Raw genomic sequence first — 15,622 nt, forward strand, 5'->3', positions numbered from 1 at the left:
CCCTGAAATTCAATGCGCTAGGGTGTTAACTGTTTTTCAACGCCTTGAGCCAATTGCCACTCACCACAAATTTAGGGAACGTATACAGTTGTTCCAAAACAATTCGTAAAATGGCATTAGTTGGCCCAGTAAAAGGCTCTGGCGGTAACGTTTCTTTGCTATGCCCTACTCCTTGAACCACAATAGCGCCCACCATGAGGAGCACAGAAACAGCAAGCAGAGGAAAACTAAAATTAAAAATACTGAGCAACAACAAGATAGCACCTAAGATAAAGAAAGGTACGGCGATGATATGAAGCACTAAATTGGCACGTGACCTATGAAATTTGGCGTATCCATTCCATTGCCACTCTAAAGTTTCTTTAATTGACATATTTCCTCCTTGATTTTGGTCTGCGATGATAAACCACTGCTATGGCCGATTTAGCGTAACATGAGTTTACAGTAAATGAGCGTTATTAAAACTAGGTTATCAGCTCAAATAGAGGCTAAGTTTGTAAATGCATTAACTCACGACAATGTCTTGATTATCTGTTAGGACTCTTTTAATTTGCTTATCAATTGTCCTGCCGTATGCTGGCTGTATACCTTTATTCCATGAGTAGAGAGTAGTTCAGCTGTCACACCAGATCCGGACACTTTTTTGCCTGAAAATGTACCATCGTAAATTTTTTGACTGCCGCAAGATGGGCTACCCTCAGCCAAAATTGCATAACGAATGTTCTGTGCCTGACAAAGCCTTAACGCTTGCCTAGCGCCTTCTATAAACTCAGTGGTAACATCAACACCGTCATCGCCGACTACACGAGCATTCCCCTCAATCACGTCACTGCCATAGCCGCCGATAATCTCAGCAGGCGCTCTCGGGATTGGTAATCCAGCGGATACTTCAGGGCAAAAAATCGCGAGTTCTACATTTAAATCTAGCCATTGTTTGTCGGTTTTATCCAAACATAAGCTGCTGCCGTTATATCGTACTTTATTCCCTACCAAGCACGCACTTACGAATACTTTTTGCATCAATTACTCCCACGGCAAAAACGAAATATCATGCGTAGTTTATATCGTTTAAAACAAAAGTGTTTTAAGTGCGACAAAATAAGCCAATTACAGATTAAAACTGCTTATTTTCACAAGGTAGTGACCAAATATCATGGGTTAGATTAAACCTGTCAAAAATTGTTTTGGCTTCTGCGAGCGACCACTTTTCCCACTCCGGGTTTAAATGATTGCCATACCAAACCTTAGCGAATTCCCAAACATGCTCGATTGGTTGCACATCACCTTTATTTATTTGATGACGTTGACACCACTTATCGATTTGCACTTGCGACTCAAACAGTAGCATCGTGCTGCAAGTGTAAATCACATTGTCCCACGCGGCTTGCATAGGAATAGGGAAATGAACATACAGATTTGTTGGTGTGAGTTGTCCATTTTTGACTTCAATAATCACCTGCTGCGATTGCGCACCTAACGTCGTGGTGATAGTCAGATCTCTGTCGAGCAAAAACGCAGCCCCTAACGAACACCAAGCACAGTTTCCCCACCATGAACGCTCACCTGATTCGATGTAAAAATTGGTGGGCGCGGTTGAAAACGGATGCATAACCCAAACTTCTGAAGAATGGGGGTGAAGTACTACCCCGTGTATATCTTCCAGTGCTTTGAGTGCAGCAATGGTTTCCTCAGTTGAACAGTTAAAAGCTGTCGCAAGCTGCTCAACTTTTGGCGCCATGCCTGTCTCAACAAAGCTTTTCATAATAGAAAAATGTAACGTTGAATTGTTTAACACTGTGCTTTCCTTTTTAAACAATCATAAATCTAATGATATTTAAACTTACACATTCTGCCCATAGCTTCAAACATGAAGAAAAATAATTATTTAATACCTAATCAGTAGTACATATTTATTTCGATTATAGTAAATACAGTACATATACGAATCATGTATTGCATACGTATTCAATAGATTGTTCTGAAAAGAACGATATATTGTAAACCTCATGTAAATGAGAGGCACAATAATGAATAAAATAAAATTCCCAATCGCTGCAAGTTTTGCTGTACTTGCCTCAACCAGTGCGTATGCTGCTCCAATTAGTACGGGCGCGCCCACAACATTTGTTCACCTTTTTGAATGGTCATGGCCAGATGTCGCCAAAGAGTGTGAAACATTTTTAGGCCCCCAAGGGTATGCTGCGGTTCAAGTATCTCCACCAAATGAACACATCACAGGCAGTCAATGGTGGACTAGATACCAACCAGTGAGTTACAAACTTAAAAGCCGAGGTGGTGATCGCAATGCTTTTGTGGATATGGTTTCTAGATGTAAAGCTGCTGGCGTAGATATCTATGTTGATGCGGTCATAAACCACATGGCACACGGCAGTGGTACAGGCACCGCTGGCAATACTTTCGGTAATAAGCAATACCCAACTTACAGCCCCAATGACTTTCACCAAACGTGCGCCATCAATCCAGAAGACTATGGAAACAATGCTTGGCGAGTTCAAAACTGCGAACTGGTAGGTTTACATGACCTAGACACAGACACTCCCTACGTACAAACCCAACTAGCCAACTTTTTAAACGATTTGCTTTCAGTGGGTGTTGCAGGTTTCAGGTTAGACGCAAGCAAACATATGCCAGCCTCAGATATTGGCGATATTTTAGCAAAACTTAACAACGAGTCCGTTGTATTCCAAGAGGTTATCGACCAAGGAAGTGAAGCGATTAAAGCGTCTGACTACTTCCAAAATGGGTTAGTAACAGAATTCAAATACAGCCTAAAACTGAGCGAAACATTTAAAACTGGCAAACTTGCATGGCTTAAAAATTTTGGTGAGCAATGGGGTTTTATGCCAAGTTACAAAGCCGTCGTATTCACAGATAATCATGACAATCAGCGAGGCCATGGTGGCGCAGGCTCAATCGTTACCTTCCACGATGGAAAACTGTATGACCTAGCGAATGTCTTTATGTTGGCATATCCATATGGTTATCCAAAGGTGATGTCTAGCTATGAGTTTAATGGCAACACCGATGCGGGTGGCCCAACAGTGCCTGTTCATCAGGGCAACGCTTTAAACTGTCATGCTCAGCAATGGCAGTGTGAACACAGAAAACCATTCATTGCAGGGGCTATGCGATTTAGAAATCACACAAACGATAATTGGACTGTTTCAAATTGGTGGGACAATGGTAATAACCAAATTGCTTTCTCTAGAGGCAACCAAGGTTTTGTTGCCATTAACCGAGAAGCTGCGAATATGTCAGTTAAGCTTCAAACAGGATTAAAGCCAGGCACATACTGCGATGAATTAAGCGGTGGAAAAAGTGCAAATCAATGCGTAGGAAGAACTGTAGTCGTTGACCAAGATGGAAACGCACAGGTTTCTTTAGGTGCAATGGACGCGATTGCCATTCATCATCAAAGTATTACTGGTGGGCTACCACCAGTTGGTGACTGGCAACGCACGGTTGTATTCATTAAGGCCGAAACTCAAAGTGGTCAAGATATGTTTATACGCGGAGGTCTGGATCACAATGCAGCATCGCAGCGTGGTGTAAATTGTCAAGCCAACTCAAGCTTATGCCAAATCCCAATCAAACACCTTAACCTTCGCAACGGCACAACTGCGCCATGGAAAACAGGTGATTTGCATTTAGATTGGCAAGCATCAGAAAGTGGGCAGTCATCTCAAGCACAGGGTAGCGCACTTGATTGGACCACCAACCAATGGCCACTGCAATGGGGTGATAAGAAAACTTATGAATTACACGGCTTTGGAGAGTCAAGCTTAAATCAATGGGGTCCGCATTACTGGAAATTTGAGGTTGAAATGGATTGTAGTAAAACATACCAAGGCTGGTTTGAACTCAAAGCCTATGTGAAAAACGGCCAAGGCTGGGAAGATAACATCACACAGCAAAATCGACCTTATGTGAGTAATAATCACTTTGCAAAATGTGGCATGCTCAATATGTTTGAATTTGGAAAGCCCACCCACTTTATGCAAGCTTTAGCTTTATAAGCCATTTAAATTAAAAACAGACTGACAGCCAATTAATCTCCCTTTGGTTATCAGACCAAAGCAACCACGGCAATGCTATGGTTGCTTTTTTATCATTAGAGATAGGCAAGGTTATTGAGTTAAAAGCTCTTTACGCACAATCTCGGCACCAGCGCTTAGTGCACTTAATTTGTCTCTTGCAACTGAGCGTGATAACGGGGCTAAGCCACAGTTTGTGCACGGGTACAACTTATCAGCGTCAACATACTTTAAGGCCTTGCGTAGTGTGTCTGCCACTTCTTCCGGTGTCTCGATGGTATTTGTTGCAACATCAATTGCACCAACCATGATTTTTTTCCCTCGCACCAACTCGAGTAATTCAATCGGCACACGAGAGTTGTGGCACTCTAATGAAATAATATCGATGTTCGATTGCTTGAGCTTTGGAAATACTTCTTCGTACTGTCGCCATTCAGAACCCAGCGTCTTTTTCCAATCCGTATTCGCTTTAATGCCATAGCCGTAACAAATATGCACTGCGGTTTCGCACTTTAAGCCTTCGATTGCTCTTTCTAAACACGCAATGCCCCAAGCATTGACTTCCTCAAAAAACACATTGAATGCTGGCTCATCAAACTGAATAATATCAACGCCTGCCGCTTCGAGTTCTTTAGCTTCTTGATTGAGTATCTTTGCAAATTCCCAAGCCAGCTTTTCTCGACTTTGATAATGGGCATCGTACAACGTGTCGATCATCGTCATAGGGCCTGGCAGTGCCCATTTAATTGGCTTATCTGTTTGCGAGCGAAGAAATTTGGCATCTTCAACGAACACAGACTTTTGGCGACTAACCGGACCAACAACGGTTGGTACGCTGGCATCATAACGATTACGAATGCGAACCGTCTCACGCTTTTCAAAATCTACGCCGTCTAAATGCTCAATAAAAGTTGTTACAAAATGCTGTCGAGTTTGTTCTCCGTCACTGACAATATCAACACCAGAAAATTCCTGCTCTTGCAACGATACGCGAAGCGCATCATGTTTACCACTAACCAGTGCTTCCCCTTCAAGTTTCCAAGGAGACCAAAGTACTTCAGGCTCAGCAAGCCAAGAAGGTTTAGGTAAACTACCCGCCGTCGATGTTGGTAATAAAGTTTTCATAATAAATGCCGCTGTATTATTAATTTGTTTTAAGTTTTCGTTAGCTTGTCTTTTGAAGCGAGCTCTATCTGATAACGAGCTAGAGCTGCCAATGCAAGCTAACAAACTATCGATTATTCACTTCGTTAAGCGTAACTTGCTGACCATTGCTCAAGAATAGTCTGATAGGGTTTAATGAAATTCTCTTCAGCAAACTTACCTTGCTCTTTCGCTAATCGACTGCGTTCCTCTCTGTCATACACAATTTGCGTAATCGAATGGTCAAGATTTTTAAGGTTTGGCTTATAACAAGCACCTGCAACAGCGTTTGCATTATATATTTCTGGGCGATAAATTCGTTGGAAAGTACCCATCGTGCTTATGGTGCTGATCAACTCAAGGTTACTGTAGTCGTTAAGTAAGTCACCAAAGAAGTAAAAAGCAAATGGTGCCACACTGTTTGGCGGCATGAAGTAACGAACTTGTAAGCCCATTTTCTTAAAATACTGCTCGGTTAACGAAGACTCATTGGGTAAGTACTCAAATCCTAACACTGGGTGCTGATTTTCTGTTTTATGATACGTTTTGTTATCAGATACACTGAGACAAATCACGGGCGGCTTTTTAAAATTGTTCTTATAAGTCTCTGAATTAACAAAATACTTAAACAGTTTACCATGCAAGTCTCCAAAGTTATCTGGAATACTAAATTGTGGCTGATCTTTGTTGTGATCTAGCAGTAACACGCTAAAGTCATAGTCTCGAACATAAGATGAGAAGTTGTTACCAACAATACCTTCGATTCGCTCACCTGTTTTGTTGTCTAAGACGTATGTTTTTAATACTTCAATTGAGGGAAAGGTCTCACCACTACCTTCTATATCCATATCCACAGAAACAATCTCAAGCTCAACTGAATATCGATCACCAGCGGGATTATCCCAATGAGCCAAAGCGTTAAAGCTATTATCGATCATTTGTAAAGCATTACGTAAGTTTGCCTGGCGGCTCTCGCCTCTTGCTAAGTTAGCAAAGTTAGTTGTAATACGCGTGCTATTTGACGGGTGATAATTCTCGTCAAGACGAAGGCTCTTAATTGAAAACGTAAATTCTTTATTCATGATGATCTGTATCCAAATTTTAGGTAAAACCTTAAATAATTTCTCCCCCTAGACTCGGCAAAATAGCCTTACCTTATAATTCTAAAATCGGATGTTTGGTTTACATTCCTTCAAGCTTTTTAGAATTCTAGACGTCTAGAGCTTTTCGTTGAGTAAGTTATACGTGGATACCGAGTTATTTCAAAATGTTATAAATTCAAATTAATCATGAGTAAAATTCATAATCAATGAATCCGCGGCCTCCAGAGGACTTCTAGCCATCTTGACGTAAACTAATGTACAACGTGAGGTAAATTCATAAATAGCCTTACTTGCAAAATGTCAGCCGTCACCAGACCAATTTAAAATACTAACCCTATGTTTTATATACACTAACCATTGTTAAGAATATTGAAAACTGGACGTTACTTAGTCAAATATGGTTAAAAACAGCATGGTGCGAACGTAATTTCATTCATGTAGTATTGCAGCCCCAAATATTAAAAATGTTGAATGGAATGAGTGAATTGCTGTTGTTGATTGTTTATTGCGCACTGCTAGGCAGCGGTGTAGGCTTTTTGGCTGGGCTACTCGGTATTGGTGGCGGATTAGTCATTGTCCCCATATTAAGTATTATTTTACTTCAATTTGAAGTGTTACCAGCTGACCAAGTAGTTGTAGCTGCGATTGCAACATCGTTGGCGTCTATCCTGTTTACCTCGACTTCTTCGGCCATTGCGCACCATAAGAATGGCAACGTCCCTTGGGAGCTAGCACCGTGGATAATGACGGGTGTCGCGCTAGGAGCTCTAATAAGCGGGTTCTTAGCCGCCATGTTGCCAGAACAAATTGTCAGATGGGTATTCGTGATAAGCGTCGCGCTCATATCTGTGAAAATGTTTTATAGCAGTGCAAAAAGCGAACCTGATGAAGAGCGCAAAATGCCAAATAAAGGCCTGCTTACAGTATTAACCACAATTACTGGTGGGCTGTCTGCAATGATTGGTATAGGCGGTGGCGCTTTGTTAGTGCCTCTGCTGACTTTCTTTTCTGTCAACATGAAAAAGGCCATCGGCTGTGCTTCAGCATGTGGGATCGTTATCGCATTATTTGGTTCAATCGGCTATATCAGCTCAGGTAGTGCACACTTTGACTTAAAAGATGGTTTTGCCGGGTTTGTTTACTTACCTGCATTATTGGGCATTGTTTGCACTTCTTGGTTTACCGCGCCTTTGGGTGCCAAAGCAACAAACTACCTGCCAGTCTCAACGGTTAAAAAAATATTTTCAGTGCTGTTAGTGGTCATGGCGGCGAATATGATCTTTAGTCAATAATTTCCATTTGAGGGCCAGTTACTTTAAACAGGCCCTCTCAGTAAATCTAAACGCAGTGGGCATCTATCGGTTTAGGTTGAATCACTGCCCAACCAACGTCATTTGTGTCCCTACAAGTACTAAAAACCAAAATACTAACCCAATAAAAATCCACACAAAGTTTAGTAGAGTAAATCTATCATTGGCACTTCCCGAAGGATCGGAACTGGCCAAGTTTGCAAGTGTTTGCGCCTTGTATAAGCAAAAACTTGATACAAATAAGGTAATGTACATTGCGAATGCACTAAATGGTAAGCCTATTCCTTTCTCTGATAAACGGCCTACGATATTACCAAGTACCGATAGCACAACGAATACAGTTGCGAAATGCGTTAAGCTACTTGGCTTTTCTTTGAGATTGATTTCATATTTGGCTTCAAATAGTGAAAACAACGAATGCGCGAAAAAGATTGAAAAAATACCTCTCGCAATAGGCCAAACATCATCACCATGGCTCTTTTTATATTCGCTCCAATGTTTGTAAAACCAATAAACGGAATAAAACCCAAACGTCATTAGATTAAGTGTCCAAAACTTTCTCGCAGATACGATATAAAATTGCATTTCTGCAGGTTCGTCTGTAACCGACTTAGGTAAAACTTCTTCTGTCATTGCTTCCTCTGTGTTAATTTTTCTTGATGGAGTAACTTGCTGGAAACCATGCCATGCAAATGCAATTTGTGCAATGATTCTTGTGAAACCAAATTAGTTTGGATGAACAGTGGTTACACCTTTTCAATGCTATGTTTGTGCATTTAGAATAAAGCGGCCACCAAAAATATCTGGTGGCCATGATTATTTTAATTACAAGAAACAATGAACGTTTCAGCGGCTGATGTTCGTAACGCGACTTTACTCAACTCAAGCTTAGCGTCTCCATTGAACGCAATACTAAAAGGAGACTCTGTGTGCGATAACCTAGCGCCAAGACTTTCAAAACACGCCATAGGCACTGCGATTCTTTGCCATTGGCTTTTAAGTTTTGAATGCGGTATTTCCACCTTTGACTTGCATGGTATGTCACCGGTACAGCTCATACCAACTGTGGCCATAGAAATAGTGCCCTCTTTCACGGCGATATCAAACGTTAAGTATGCATTCGAATCTACGTAAGCACTCAAATCCTCAGCAAAACCATGTTTACTAATCAACTTAACACCCGCTTCCCTAGCCCCTTTGAGCAAAAGTTGAATACTGTCTTCTTGTACAAAGCGATCGATCGTTCGAAACTCAAGTCCCTCTAACTGTGCGCTACTAGATTTAACTAACTGGCGCTTGCCATTTGCTGTAATGTAAAGTGCCCAAGGCTTCTTTGGCTGCACATCGTAAAGAAGTTCCTCTTCATTAACACTTGAGCTTATATCAAAAGATTCATTCAGGGTGTCATCTAGGGTATCAGTCATCGAATAATTCAATCCGTAACCATAAGGAAATAATGGCAATTCTTCATCAAAGCGATTTGCATGTTGTGTCGGTGATTTAGGCCACGAAAACGATAAAGTACCAGAGAAGTCATGTTGTACTTGAGCACTTTTATTTCTAAAAAGCACATCAGCGACACCACCTCCTTCTGAACCAGGTAACCAAAGCGCCACAAATGCATCACTGGCGTTCAGTTCTGCATTAACCCACAAGGGGCGACCACTAATAAACAATGACACAACGGGTATACCTTGAGACTTAAGGGACTTTATTAACTGTAAATCCTTTTTGTCACCGTACTGATAGGCCAAATGCGGTCTATCACCTTGCCCTTCTGCGTATGGCTCTTCGCCAAACACGACAATTGCAACATCAGGCATTTTACTTTGCTCAAAAGAGCCATCCACACTTAACGTAACTTCACCGCCCGCTTTTTCTACTTGCTGCCTAATGCCTTCATAAATTGAGGTCCCTCCGGGAAAGTCTGCATTGGTATTGTTTGTACCTTGCCAAGTAATCGTCCATCCTCCAGACTGTTTACCGATGTTATCAGCACCATCACCACTCACTAAAATAGTTTGATTAGGCGATAGAGGTAAAATTCCAGCTTTGTTCTTTAACAGGACCAGTGACTTACGTACCGCCTCTCTGGCAAGCGCTCGATGCTCTTTATTGCCCATTATCCGGCTATCACCTGCATAGCGGCGATGTGCAGGGCTTGGCTTATTAAATAAGCCCGCTCGCAACTTTACTCTTAAGATGCGGCTAACTGCGTCATCGACTCGACTTTTAGGGATCGTGCCATCTTTTACCTGTTCGACGGTATTGTAAAACAAAGGCTTCCAGCTTTTTGTTGGGGCCATAAACATGTCTAACCCTGCGTTTATAGCTTGGGGACAGCTCTCATTCGTACACCCTTGGATCTGCCCATGCCCATTCCAATCCCCGACAACAAACCCATCAAAACCCATTTGGCCTTTTAACACTGTGGTCAACAAGTATTGATTGCCATGTATCTTATCGCCATGCCAGCTGTTAAAAGAGGCCATGACTGACTGTGCACCAGCTTTGAGCCCACCGACATAACCTTGCGCATGCACCTTAAACAAAGTCGTTTCGTTGTCGACGTTATCCCCTTGATCATCGCCTTGAATTGTACCGCCATCACCAACAAAATGTTTTACTGTGCTAATCACGTGTTGATCTTTAAAGAGCGCTCCAGATCGCCCATTGCCTTGTAAACCTCTAACGATGGAATACGCATAACCTCTCACAATTTCGGGATCTTCAGAATACCCTTCATACGTTCTCCCCCATCTGTCATCCCTAACAGTGGCAACCGTTGGCGCAAAAATCCAATCGATGCCCGTGGCTAGCACTTCTTTTGCGGTTACTTGTGCGATTCTCTCAATCAATTTCGGATCATTAGCAGCACCCAAGCCGATATTATGGGGAAATAAAGTCGCACCAATCACGTTATTGTGTCCATGGACCGCGTCTGTTCCCCACATTGTTGGAATGGTAGAACCATCTACAGACGCATCTATCGATGCTTGATACATAGATTCTGCCAATGCCACCCAATCACCCACAGAAGCATGCTTGTTACCATTTGGAAATGCACCGCCACCATTTAAGTACGAACCAAAACCGTACTTGCGCATATCTTCAACGGTGATATCACGTATTTCAGGTTGAATCATTTGCGCTACTTTTTGTTCAACGGTCATCTCGCTAAGTAGCCTTTTTACACGCACCTCTATATCTTTGGATACTGCCACCTCTGAAGAAATATGTGGCCAAATAGACGGGTCTTTATCTTTCGTTGTTTGTGTATCAAGTTGCTTGGATTGTTCGCAAGCGCTGAGAAGGCTGATCATGCTAACGCACAATAAGGCTTTTTGTTTAATATTTTTCATTGCATGGCTTCCTTACTAGGCTTTTTATGACATCCCCAAAGGCCAAAGTAAGCAATGAAGATATAACACGCTGCTGGCAAAAAGAATGAGCTTTCAAGCCCGATATTGTCGGCAAGTAGCCCTTGCAAAATCGGAATGATCGCACCACCAACTATCGCTAAACACAATAAACCGGAGCCACGACTTGCCTCTTTGCCTAAACCCGAAATGGCCAAACTAAAAATGGTTGGGAACATTATTGAGTTAAACAAGCCAACGGCAAGCATGGCCCACATTGCCAATGCCCCCGTTTGATTTACTGCAAAAATAACCAGCATCATCGAGACGACAGCATTAAAAGCCAACACTTTCCCACCTGCTACTTTTTGCATAATCGCTGCACCAATAAAACGCCCCACCATTGCGCCCCCCCAATAATACGCAATGAGCTTAGCGGCTTGCGCTTCATCCAAACCCGCTATACTGGGTTGATGTAAAAAGCTCACCAGAAAACTGCCAATTGACACTTCTGCGCCCACATATAAAAAGATACCTACCGCACCGAGAATTAAATGCGGATATTCTGTTAGTGGTCTTGCGTTTGTTGACGGTTCATCACTTTGTTCAACCAGTTTCGGTAACTTAAGAACAGCAAAAATAATTGCCAAAATACCCAATGCTGTCGCGAGTAAGAGGTATGGCACTTTTACCGCATCGGCACCACTTGATACGGTCTCTTGCCCAGATGAAAACAAAAGGTAAGCACCAAAAAATGGCGCAATAGTCGTCCCCAAAGAATTAAATGCCTGTGTCAGCGTTAGTCTTGATGGCGCGGTTTCTGGCTTGCCCAGTGCGCTTACATAAGGGTTAGCAGACACTTGTAATACCGTTATGCCAGACGCCAGCACAAACAGCGCAAGTAAAAATACTTCATACAATCCAATAATCGCTGCTGGTACAAATAACACGCACCCCAACGCAGCAATTACAAGACCGAGTACAATCCCCTTTTGAAACCCGATCCGACCTACCAGATTTCCTGCAGGGATTGAGACGATGACATACGCGCCAAAAAAGCAAAACTGCACTAACATGGCTTGTGTGTAACTTAGCTGAAACGCGCCTTTCAGGTAAGGAATTAAAATATCGTTCAGGCAGGTAATAAATCCCCACATGAAAAATAGACTTGTAAGTGCAGACAATGCAAAACCAATGTTTTTAGGATAGCCAGAAGATTGGTCCACATGCGCTGCTTTTGAAGCAAACTCGGTTGCCATAATAAATAACTCCAACAAGCACCAAGTTATGCAGCAGCCTGTGCTGCATACTCGACGCTCTAAAATAACTAAGAGATAAGAAAGTGGTTAGATTTACTGAAAGCTGTATCTCACGCCTAAGGTATACCTAGGCCCGTACTGCCTCGCGAATAAGAACTGGCGCTCGTATCGACCAAAGCCTTGTTCAGTTTCATCGTTGAGATTTATACCCTCAAAGAAAACCGTCCAGCGCTCGTCGATGTCGTAATTCACACTGGCATCTAACTGGGCATATGATTTAGCAAACTGAGGTGGATTGTCAGCAGAGCCTTGGTCTTGACCTACGCCTATCAAGTATTCATCACGCCAAGCATAAGTGAGTTTGATAGATAGTCCGTCTTTCTCATAAAACACTTGCGCGTTAGCTGAATCACTCAAGCCTGTGAGCGGTGTTTGCTGTTCTAGACTGTTGACATCAAACTCCACGTCTCCATCTACAAACGTTGCATTTAGTCCAATGCCAAAGCCACTCTCACCAAACACATGCTGAAATGCCACTTCGAAACCGTCCACTTTTTTAGTGTCAGGCGCATTAAATGGCTTAGTTATTTTCCACACTAATAATGGGTCGTCACCCGCGGGCTCAATGTAACCTTGCTCATTCAACACTGCGCCATTTGCCTGCATTTGTAGAAATATCGCATCAGTTTTTGCCTGCTCGCCACGCGCTTCAATATCAGCTACAGCTTGATTCCATCTCGGTCCAAGGTAAATATCATTAAAGCCATCAATGGTTGTTTCGTTGACCTGACTACCGATGAAGTTTTTAACTGATTTTTTGAAGTACCCGATTGCTGCATAACTACTTTCATCGTAATAGTATTCAAGACTTAAATCTAAGTTGGTTGACTCAAAAGGTTTTAAATTGGTATTGCCTTCACTTCCATTACGAGAGCCTATCTTTGGACTTGTTGATAGCACTCTACCACCAGACAAATCACCAAGCGGCGCACGTGTGATTGTTTTCCCCCAAGATACACGACCGACTAGCTCTTCAGTCATATCAACTTTAATGTCAATCATAGGCAGTAGTACATCGTGTCGACCTTCGGAGGTGTATTCACTATTATCTGGTAAGTACTGTGTATGCCACTCGCTGCCGCCTAACCACCATACCGATACAGGGATTGGCTGCTTGTCGACACTGGTTACATCAGTTTCTTCGTATCGAACGCCAAGGTTCAAGAACACAGGTAAAGACGCAACCTCAAACTCCCAAGCACTTTGAATATAAAAGCTTGTTGTCTCTTCTTGAACAGAGCTTTGAGAGAACGTTCCTAGGTCATGATAGGCGGTTGTCGCAAAATAGTCGTCGCCACCTAACACGTCGTTTGTTAAAAACGCTTCAGACCGCGCGACTACTTCATCAAAGCTAAACGTGTAATAGTAATTAGGGTTTAAGTTTGCGCCACCGCTGGCAAATGCATCCAAGAATCCATTGGTATTATTTCTGACAAACATACTGTCAGGGAAAAGTTGTGGCCAAGACGGGTTAAACAAAAAACCGCCGATTAAACCGCTCCATGCATTGGAGCCGCCCATAGTTTGGTCCGTCACGGCAACCCCAAATTTGACATCAATGAGTGGAATATCAAAACGATCATTTTCCCATACCGTATCTATTTGAAGCTGCTGAACCTCTGATTTACCAGGAGAATGAACAAATTGACTAAAGTGGGAGTCAATTTCACTTTCAAGCAAGGTTGTTGAGCCATTTAACCAATGAATTTGCGCATGCGGAACATCGCCCGTGCGATAATCATAGGTTTTAGTTCTTAACTGATCTGACCCCAACACTAAAGCGCCTTCACTGCCAATGCCCTTATCTACGCCATTATCTGTTTCGCTCGAAGAGTCGTGATAGTCAACAGAAACATGCCATGCATCGCTGATTTGCCAATCAATATTAATTCCGGCTGACTTTTCAATGACCTCAGTTGTGGAACGCGAAGCCGTAAATGAGCCATCATTGCCGCTGATATCGGCAAAAACCGCAGTGCCATTTTCATCTAACTCATACGCGTTAATATTTCCGCCATATTCATTCCACATCCCCCAGCCTATGCCATTTTTACCCGTCACTGCTTTGGTATGGGTGTAATCTACTGATAGTACTAAGTCGTCGCTCGGTGCATATTGAAAAACAATATGGCCATTGGTTCTGTCCCTTTCTAAATCTTCAATGCCATAGTTCATATCACGGGGGAAAAAGTAGTCTCCGACTCTGTTACCCTCGCTATCAAGCGGCCTTGGATCAATCACCTTGCTTTGGTCGATATTACTGGGCAAGTCCACATTGGCCTGCCAGCCTTGAATATGAGCTTGCTGCTTCTGAAAATCGCGTTCATGATGCGTGAGAGAAAATGACACCCCAAGCGTGTCGTCAACGAAAGTATTTGAGTAAAGCGCAGAAAGCTCTGGGGTTAAATCATCGTTCTCAACATTTGATGAGTCATGAATCGCCTTCGCAGAAACGGTATAACGCTCCCCCGGACTTGCAAGAGGCTTTCTGGTCACAATATTGACTGTGGCACCAAGCCCACCACTGGGATTTTCTGCGCGCGCAGTTTTAAAAACCTCTAACGCCATAACACCGTCTGCAGACAAGTTTTCTAGGTTGTATGACCTTGAATTACCCGTACCCGGCATTTGTCGGCCATTTAACGTAATCAAGTTAAAGTCAGGACCAAAACCCCTAACCGTAATTTGAGATCCTTCACCGTTGCTACGACTAACCGCAACACCGGTAATACGCTGTAAAGATTCAGCCAAGTTGGTATCAGGGAATTTGCCCATTTCCTCAGCTGAAATCGCATCCACAACACCTGATGCACTTCTTTTTAGATTCATTGCACGGGTCAAACTTCCCTTAATGCCACGGATCTCGATCACTTCTATTTCTGGGTTTTGTTCTTCTGCCGTTAAATTAGACGCTGATTGCTCCTCAGCATACGCTTTTCCTGATAGAGCTAATGCGACACACAAAGCCACGCGCGAAGATACAAATTGAACTTGTTTCATAACTAACCTACTAAATTCTCTGTTCTGGGGGAAAAGTGCTCCCCCCTTGTATTTGCCGCGTTACGGCACCGTGATTTCTGCGTTATCAATCCTGTAAACAGCACCTTCACCTGTGCCCCATGCTGGAAAAACCATAACGACATTGATTTTTGATAGATCTAATCCTGCGTCAGCTAAAGCTTGCAAAGAGTATGTGTACGTTTGCCACTGCCCGACTTCTGGCGCTTGTGCTTCGGTACTTGAGCTCAAATCCAGTTCTACAGCGGTTTCGGCATCCAGTGATTCAATTTTGAATTTCCAAGTACTACTCGCATCATTCGGAGCATTGACTAC

Annotated in this window: 11 protein-coding genes; 2 read left to right on the forward strand and 9 right to left on the reverse strand. The window is 42.7% G+C overall.

Annotated elements, in window-relative coordinates; translation table 11 throughout:
• Positions 1–25 precede the first annotated feature (25 nt).
• The 3 genes from A7985_RS04425 to A7985_RS04435 form a co-directional block, all read right to left on the reverse strand.
• Positions 26–373, reverse strand: a complete 348-nt coding sequence (locus tag A7985_RS04425; RefSeq protein WP_065789183.1) for an Mpo1-like protein — start codon at positions 371–373, stop codon at positions 26–28.
• A 161-nt stretch (positions 374–534) separates the two neighbouring features.
• Complete coding sequence (locus tag A7985_RS04430) at positions 535–1,020, reverse strand: DUF523 domain-containing protein (protein WP_065789184.1); 486 nt, start codon at positions 1,018–1,020, stop codon at positions 535–537.
• Between the two features lie 94 nt (positions 1,021–1,114).
• On the reverse strand, positions 1,115–1,795 hold the full coding sequence (locus tag A7985_RS04435) for an alkylmercury lyase family protein (protein WP_256096641.1): 681 nt from the start codon (positions 1,793–1,795) through the stop codon (positions 1,115–1,117).
• Positions 1,796–2,027: 232 nt separating this feature from the next.
• On the opposite strand from A7985_RS04435, the gene A7985_RS04440 reads away from it, so the two are divergent.
• The gene (locus A7985_RS04440) at positions 2,028–4,037 is read left to right on the forward strand and encodes an alpha-amylase (RefSeq protein ID WP_065789185.1); all 2,010 of its coding nucleotides are present in this window, start codon (positions 2,028–2,030) and stop codon (positions 4,035–4,037) included.
• A 111-nt stretch (positions 4,038–4,148) separates the two neighbouring features.
• Here A7985_RS04440 and A7985_RS04445 read toward each other — a convergent pair whose 3' ends face one another.
• Positions 4,149–5,180, reverse strand: a complete 1,032-nt coding sequence (locus A7985_RS04445) for a methionine synthase (protein WP_065790031.1) — start codon at positions 5,178–5,180, stop codon at positions 4,149–4,151.
• 125 nt (positions 5,181–5,305) lie between these two features.
• On the reverse strand, positions 5,306–6,280 hold the full coding sequence (locus A7985_RS04450; protein ID WP_063382778.1) for a DUF1852 domain-containing protein: 975 nt from the start codon (positions 6,278–6,280) through the stop codon (positions 5,306–5,308).
• A gap of 497 nt (positions 6,281–6,777) precedes the next feature.
• Between A7985_RS04450 and A7985_RS04455 the strand changes: the two genes are divergently transcribed.
• On the forward strand, positions 6,778–7,593 hold the full coding sequence (locus A7985_RS04455) for a sulfite exporter TauE/SafE family protein (RefSeq protein WP_065789186.1): 816 nt from the start codon (positions 6,778–6,780) through the stop codon (positions 7,591–7,593).
• A gap of 81 nt (positions 7,594–7,674) precedes the next feature.
• On the opposite strand, the gene A7985_RS04460 is transcribed toward A7985_RS04455, so the two are convergent.
• The 4 genes from A7985_RS04460 to A7985_RS04475 form a co-directional block, all read right to left on the reverse strand.
• Entirely contained in the window at positions 7,675–8,244 is a 570-nt protein-coding gene (locus A7985_RS04460) for a hypothetical protein (RefSeq protein WP_065789187.1), read from the reverse strand.
• A gap of 188 nt (positions 8,245–8,432) precedes the next feature.
• The gene (locus A7985_RS04465; protein WP_081310422.1) at positions 8,433–10,973 is read right to left on the reverse strand and encodes a glycoside hydrolase family 3 protein; all 2,541 of its coding nucleotides are present in this window, start codon (positions 10,971–10,973) and stop codon (positions 8,433–8,435) included.
• Positions 10,970–12,229, reverse strand: a complete 1,260-nt coding sequence (locus tag A7985_RS04470; protein ID WP_065789188.1) for a sugar MFS transporter — start codon at positions 12,227–12,229, stop codon at positions 10,970–10,972. Before A7985_RS04470 ends, A7985_RS04465 begins: the two co-directional genes overlap by 4 nt.
• Before the next feature lie 93 nt (positions 12,230–12,322).
• Positions 12,323–15,289 (reverse strand): TonB-dependent receptor, encoded by a 2,967-nt coding sequence (locus tag A7985_RS04475; RefSeq protein ID WP_065789189.1) that lies wholly within the window; start codon positions 15,287–15,289, stop codon positions 12,323–12,325.
• Positions 15,290–15,622 lie beyond the last annotated feature (333 nt).

It is taken from the genome of Pseudoalteromonas luteoviolacea, assembly GCF_001696455.1.
Lineage (GTDB): Bacteria > Pseudomonadota > Gammaproteobacteria > Enterobacterales > Alteromonadaceae > Pseudoalteromonas > Pseudoalteromonas luteoviolacea_C.

Coding starts and splice junctions, on each gene's coding strand:
- A7985_RS04430 (WP_065789184.1), bottom strand. CDS start 1,020: ATGCAAAAAGTATTCGTAAGTGCGTGCTTGGTAGGGAATAAAGTACGA.
- A7985_RS04425 (WP_065789183.1), bottom strand. CDS start 373: ATGTCAATTAAAGAAACTTTAGAGTGGCAATGGAATGGATACGCCAAA.
- A7985_RS04465 (WP_081310422.1), bottom strand. CDS start 10,973: ATGAAAAATATTAAACAAAAAGCCTTATTGTGCGTTAGCATGATCAGC.
- A7985_RS04440 (WP_065789185.1), top strand. CDS start 2,028: ATGAATAAAATAAAATTCCCAATCGCTGCAAGTTTTGCTGTACTTGCC.
- A7985_RS04450 (WP_063382778.1), bottom strand. CDS start 6,280: ATGAATAAAGAATTTACGTTTTCAATTAAGAGCCTTCGTCTTGACGAG.
- A7985_RS04470 (WP_065789188.1), bottom strand. CDS start 12,229: ATGGCAACCGAGTTTGCTTCAAAAGCAGCGCATGTGGACCAATCTTCT.
- A7985_RS04455 (WP_065789186.1), top strand. CDS start 6,778: ATGAGTGAATTGCTGTTGTTGATTGTTTATTGCGCACTGCTAGGCAGC.
- A7985_RS04460 (WP_065789187.1), bottom strand. CDS start 8,244: ATGACAGAAGAAGTTTTACCTAAGTCGGTTACAGACGAACCTGCAGAA.
- A7985_RS04475 (WP_065789189.1), bottom strand. CDS start 15,289: ATGAAACAAGTTCAATTTGTATCTTCGCGCGTGGCTTTGTGTGTCGCA.
- A7985_RS04445 (WP_065790031.1), bottom strand. CDS start 5,180: ATGAAAACTTTATTACCAACATCGACGGCGGGTAGTTTACCTAAACCT.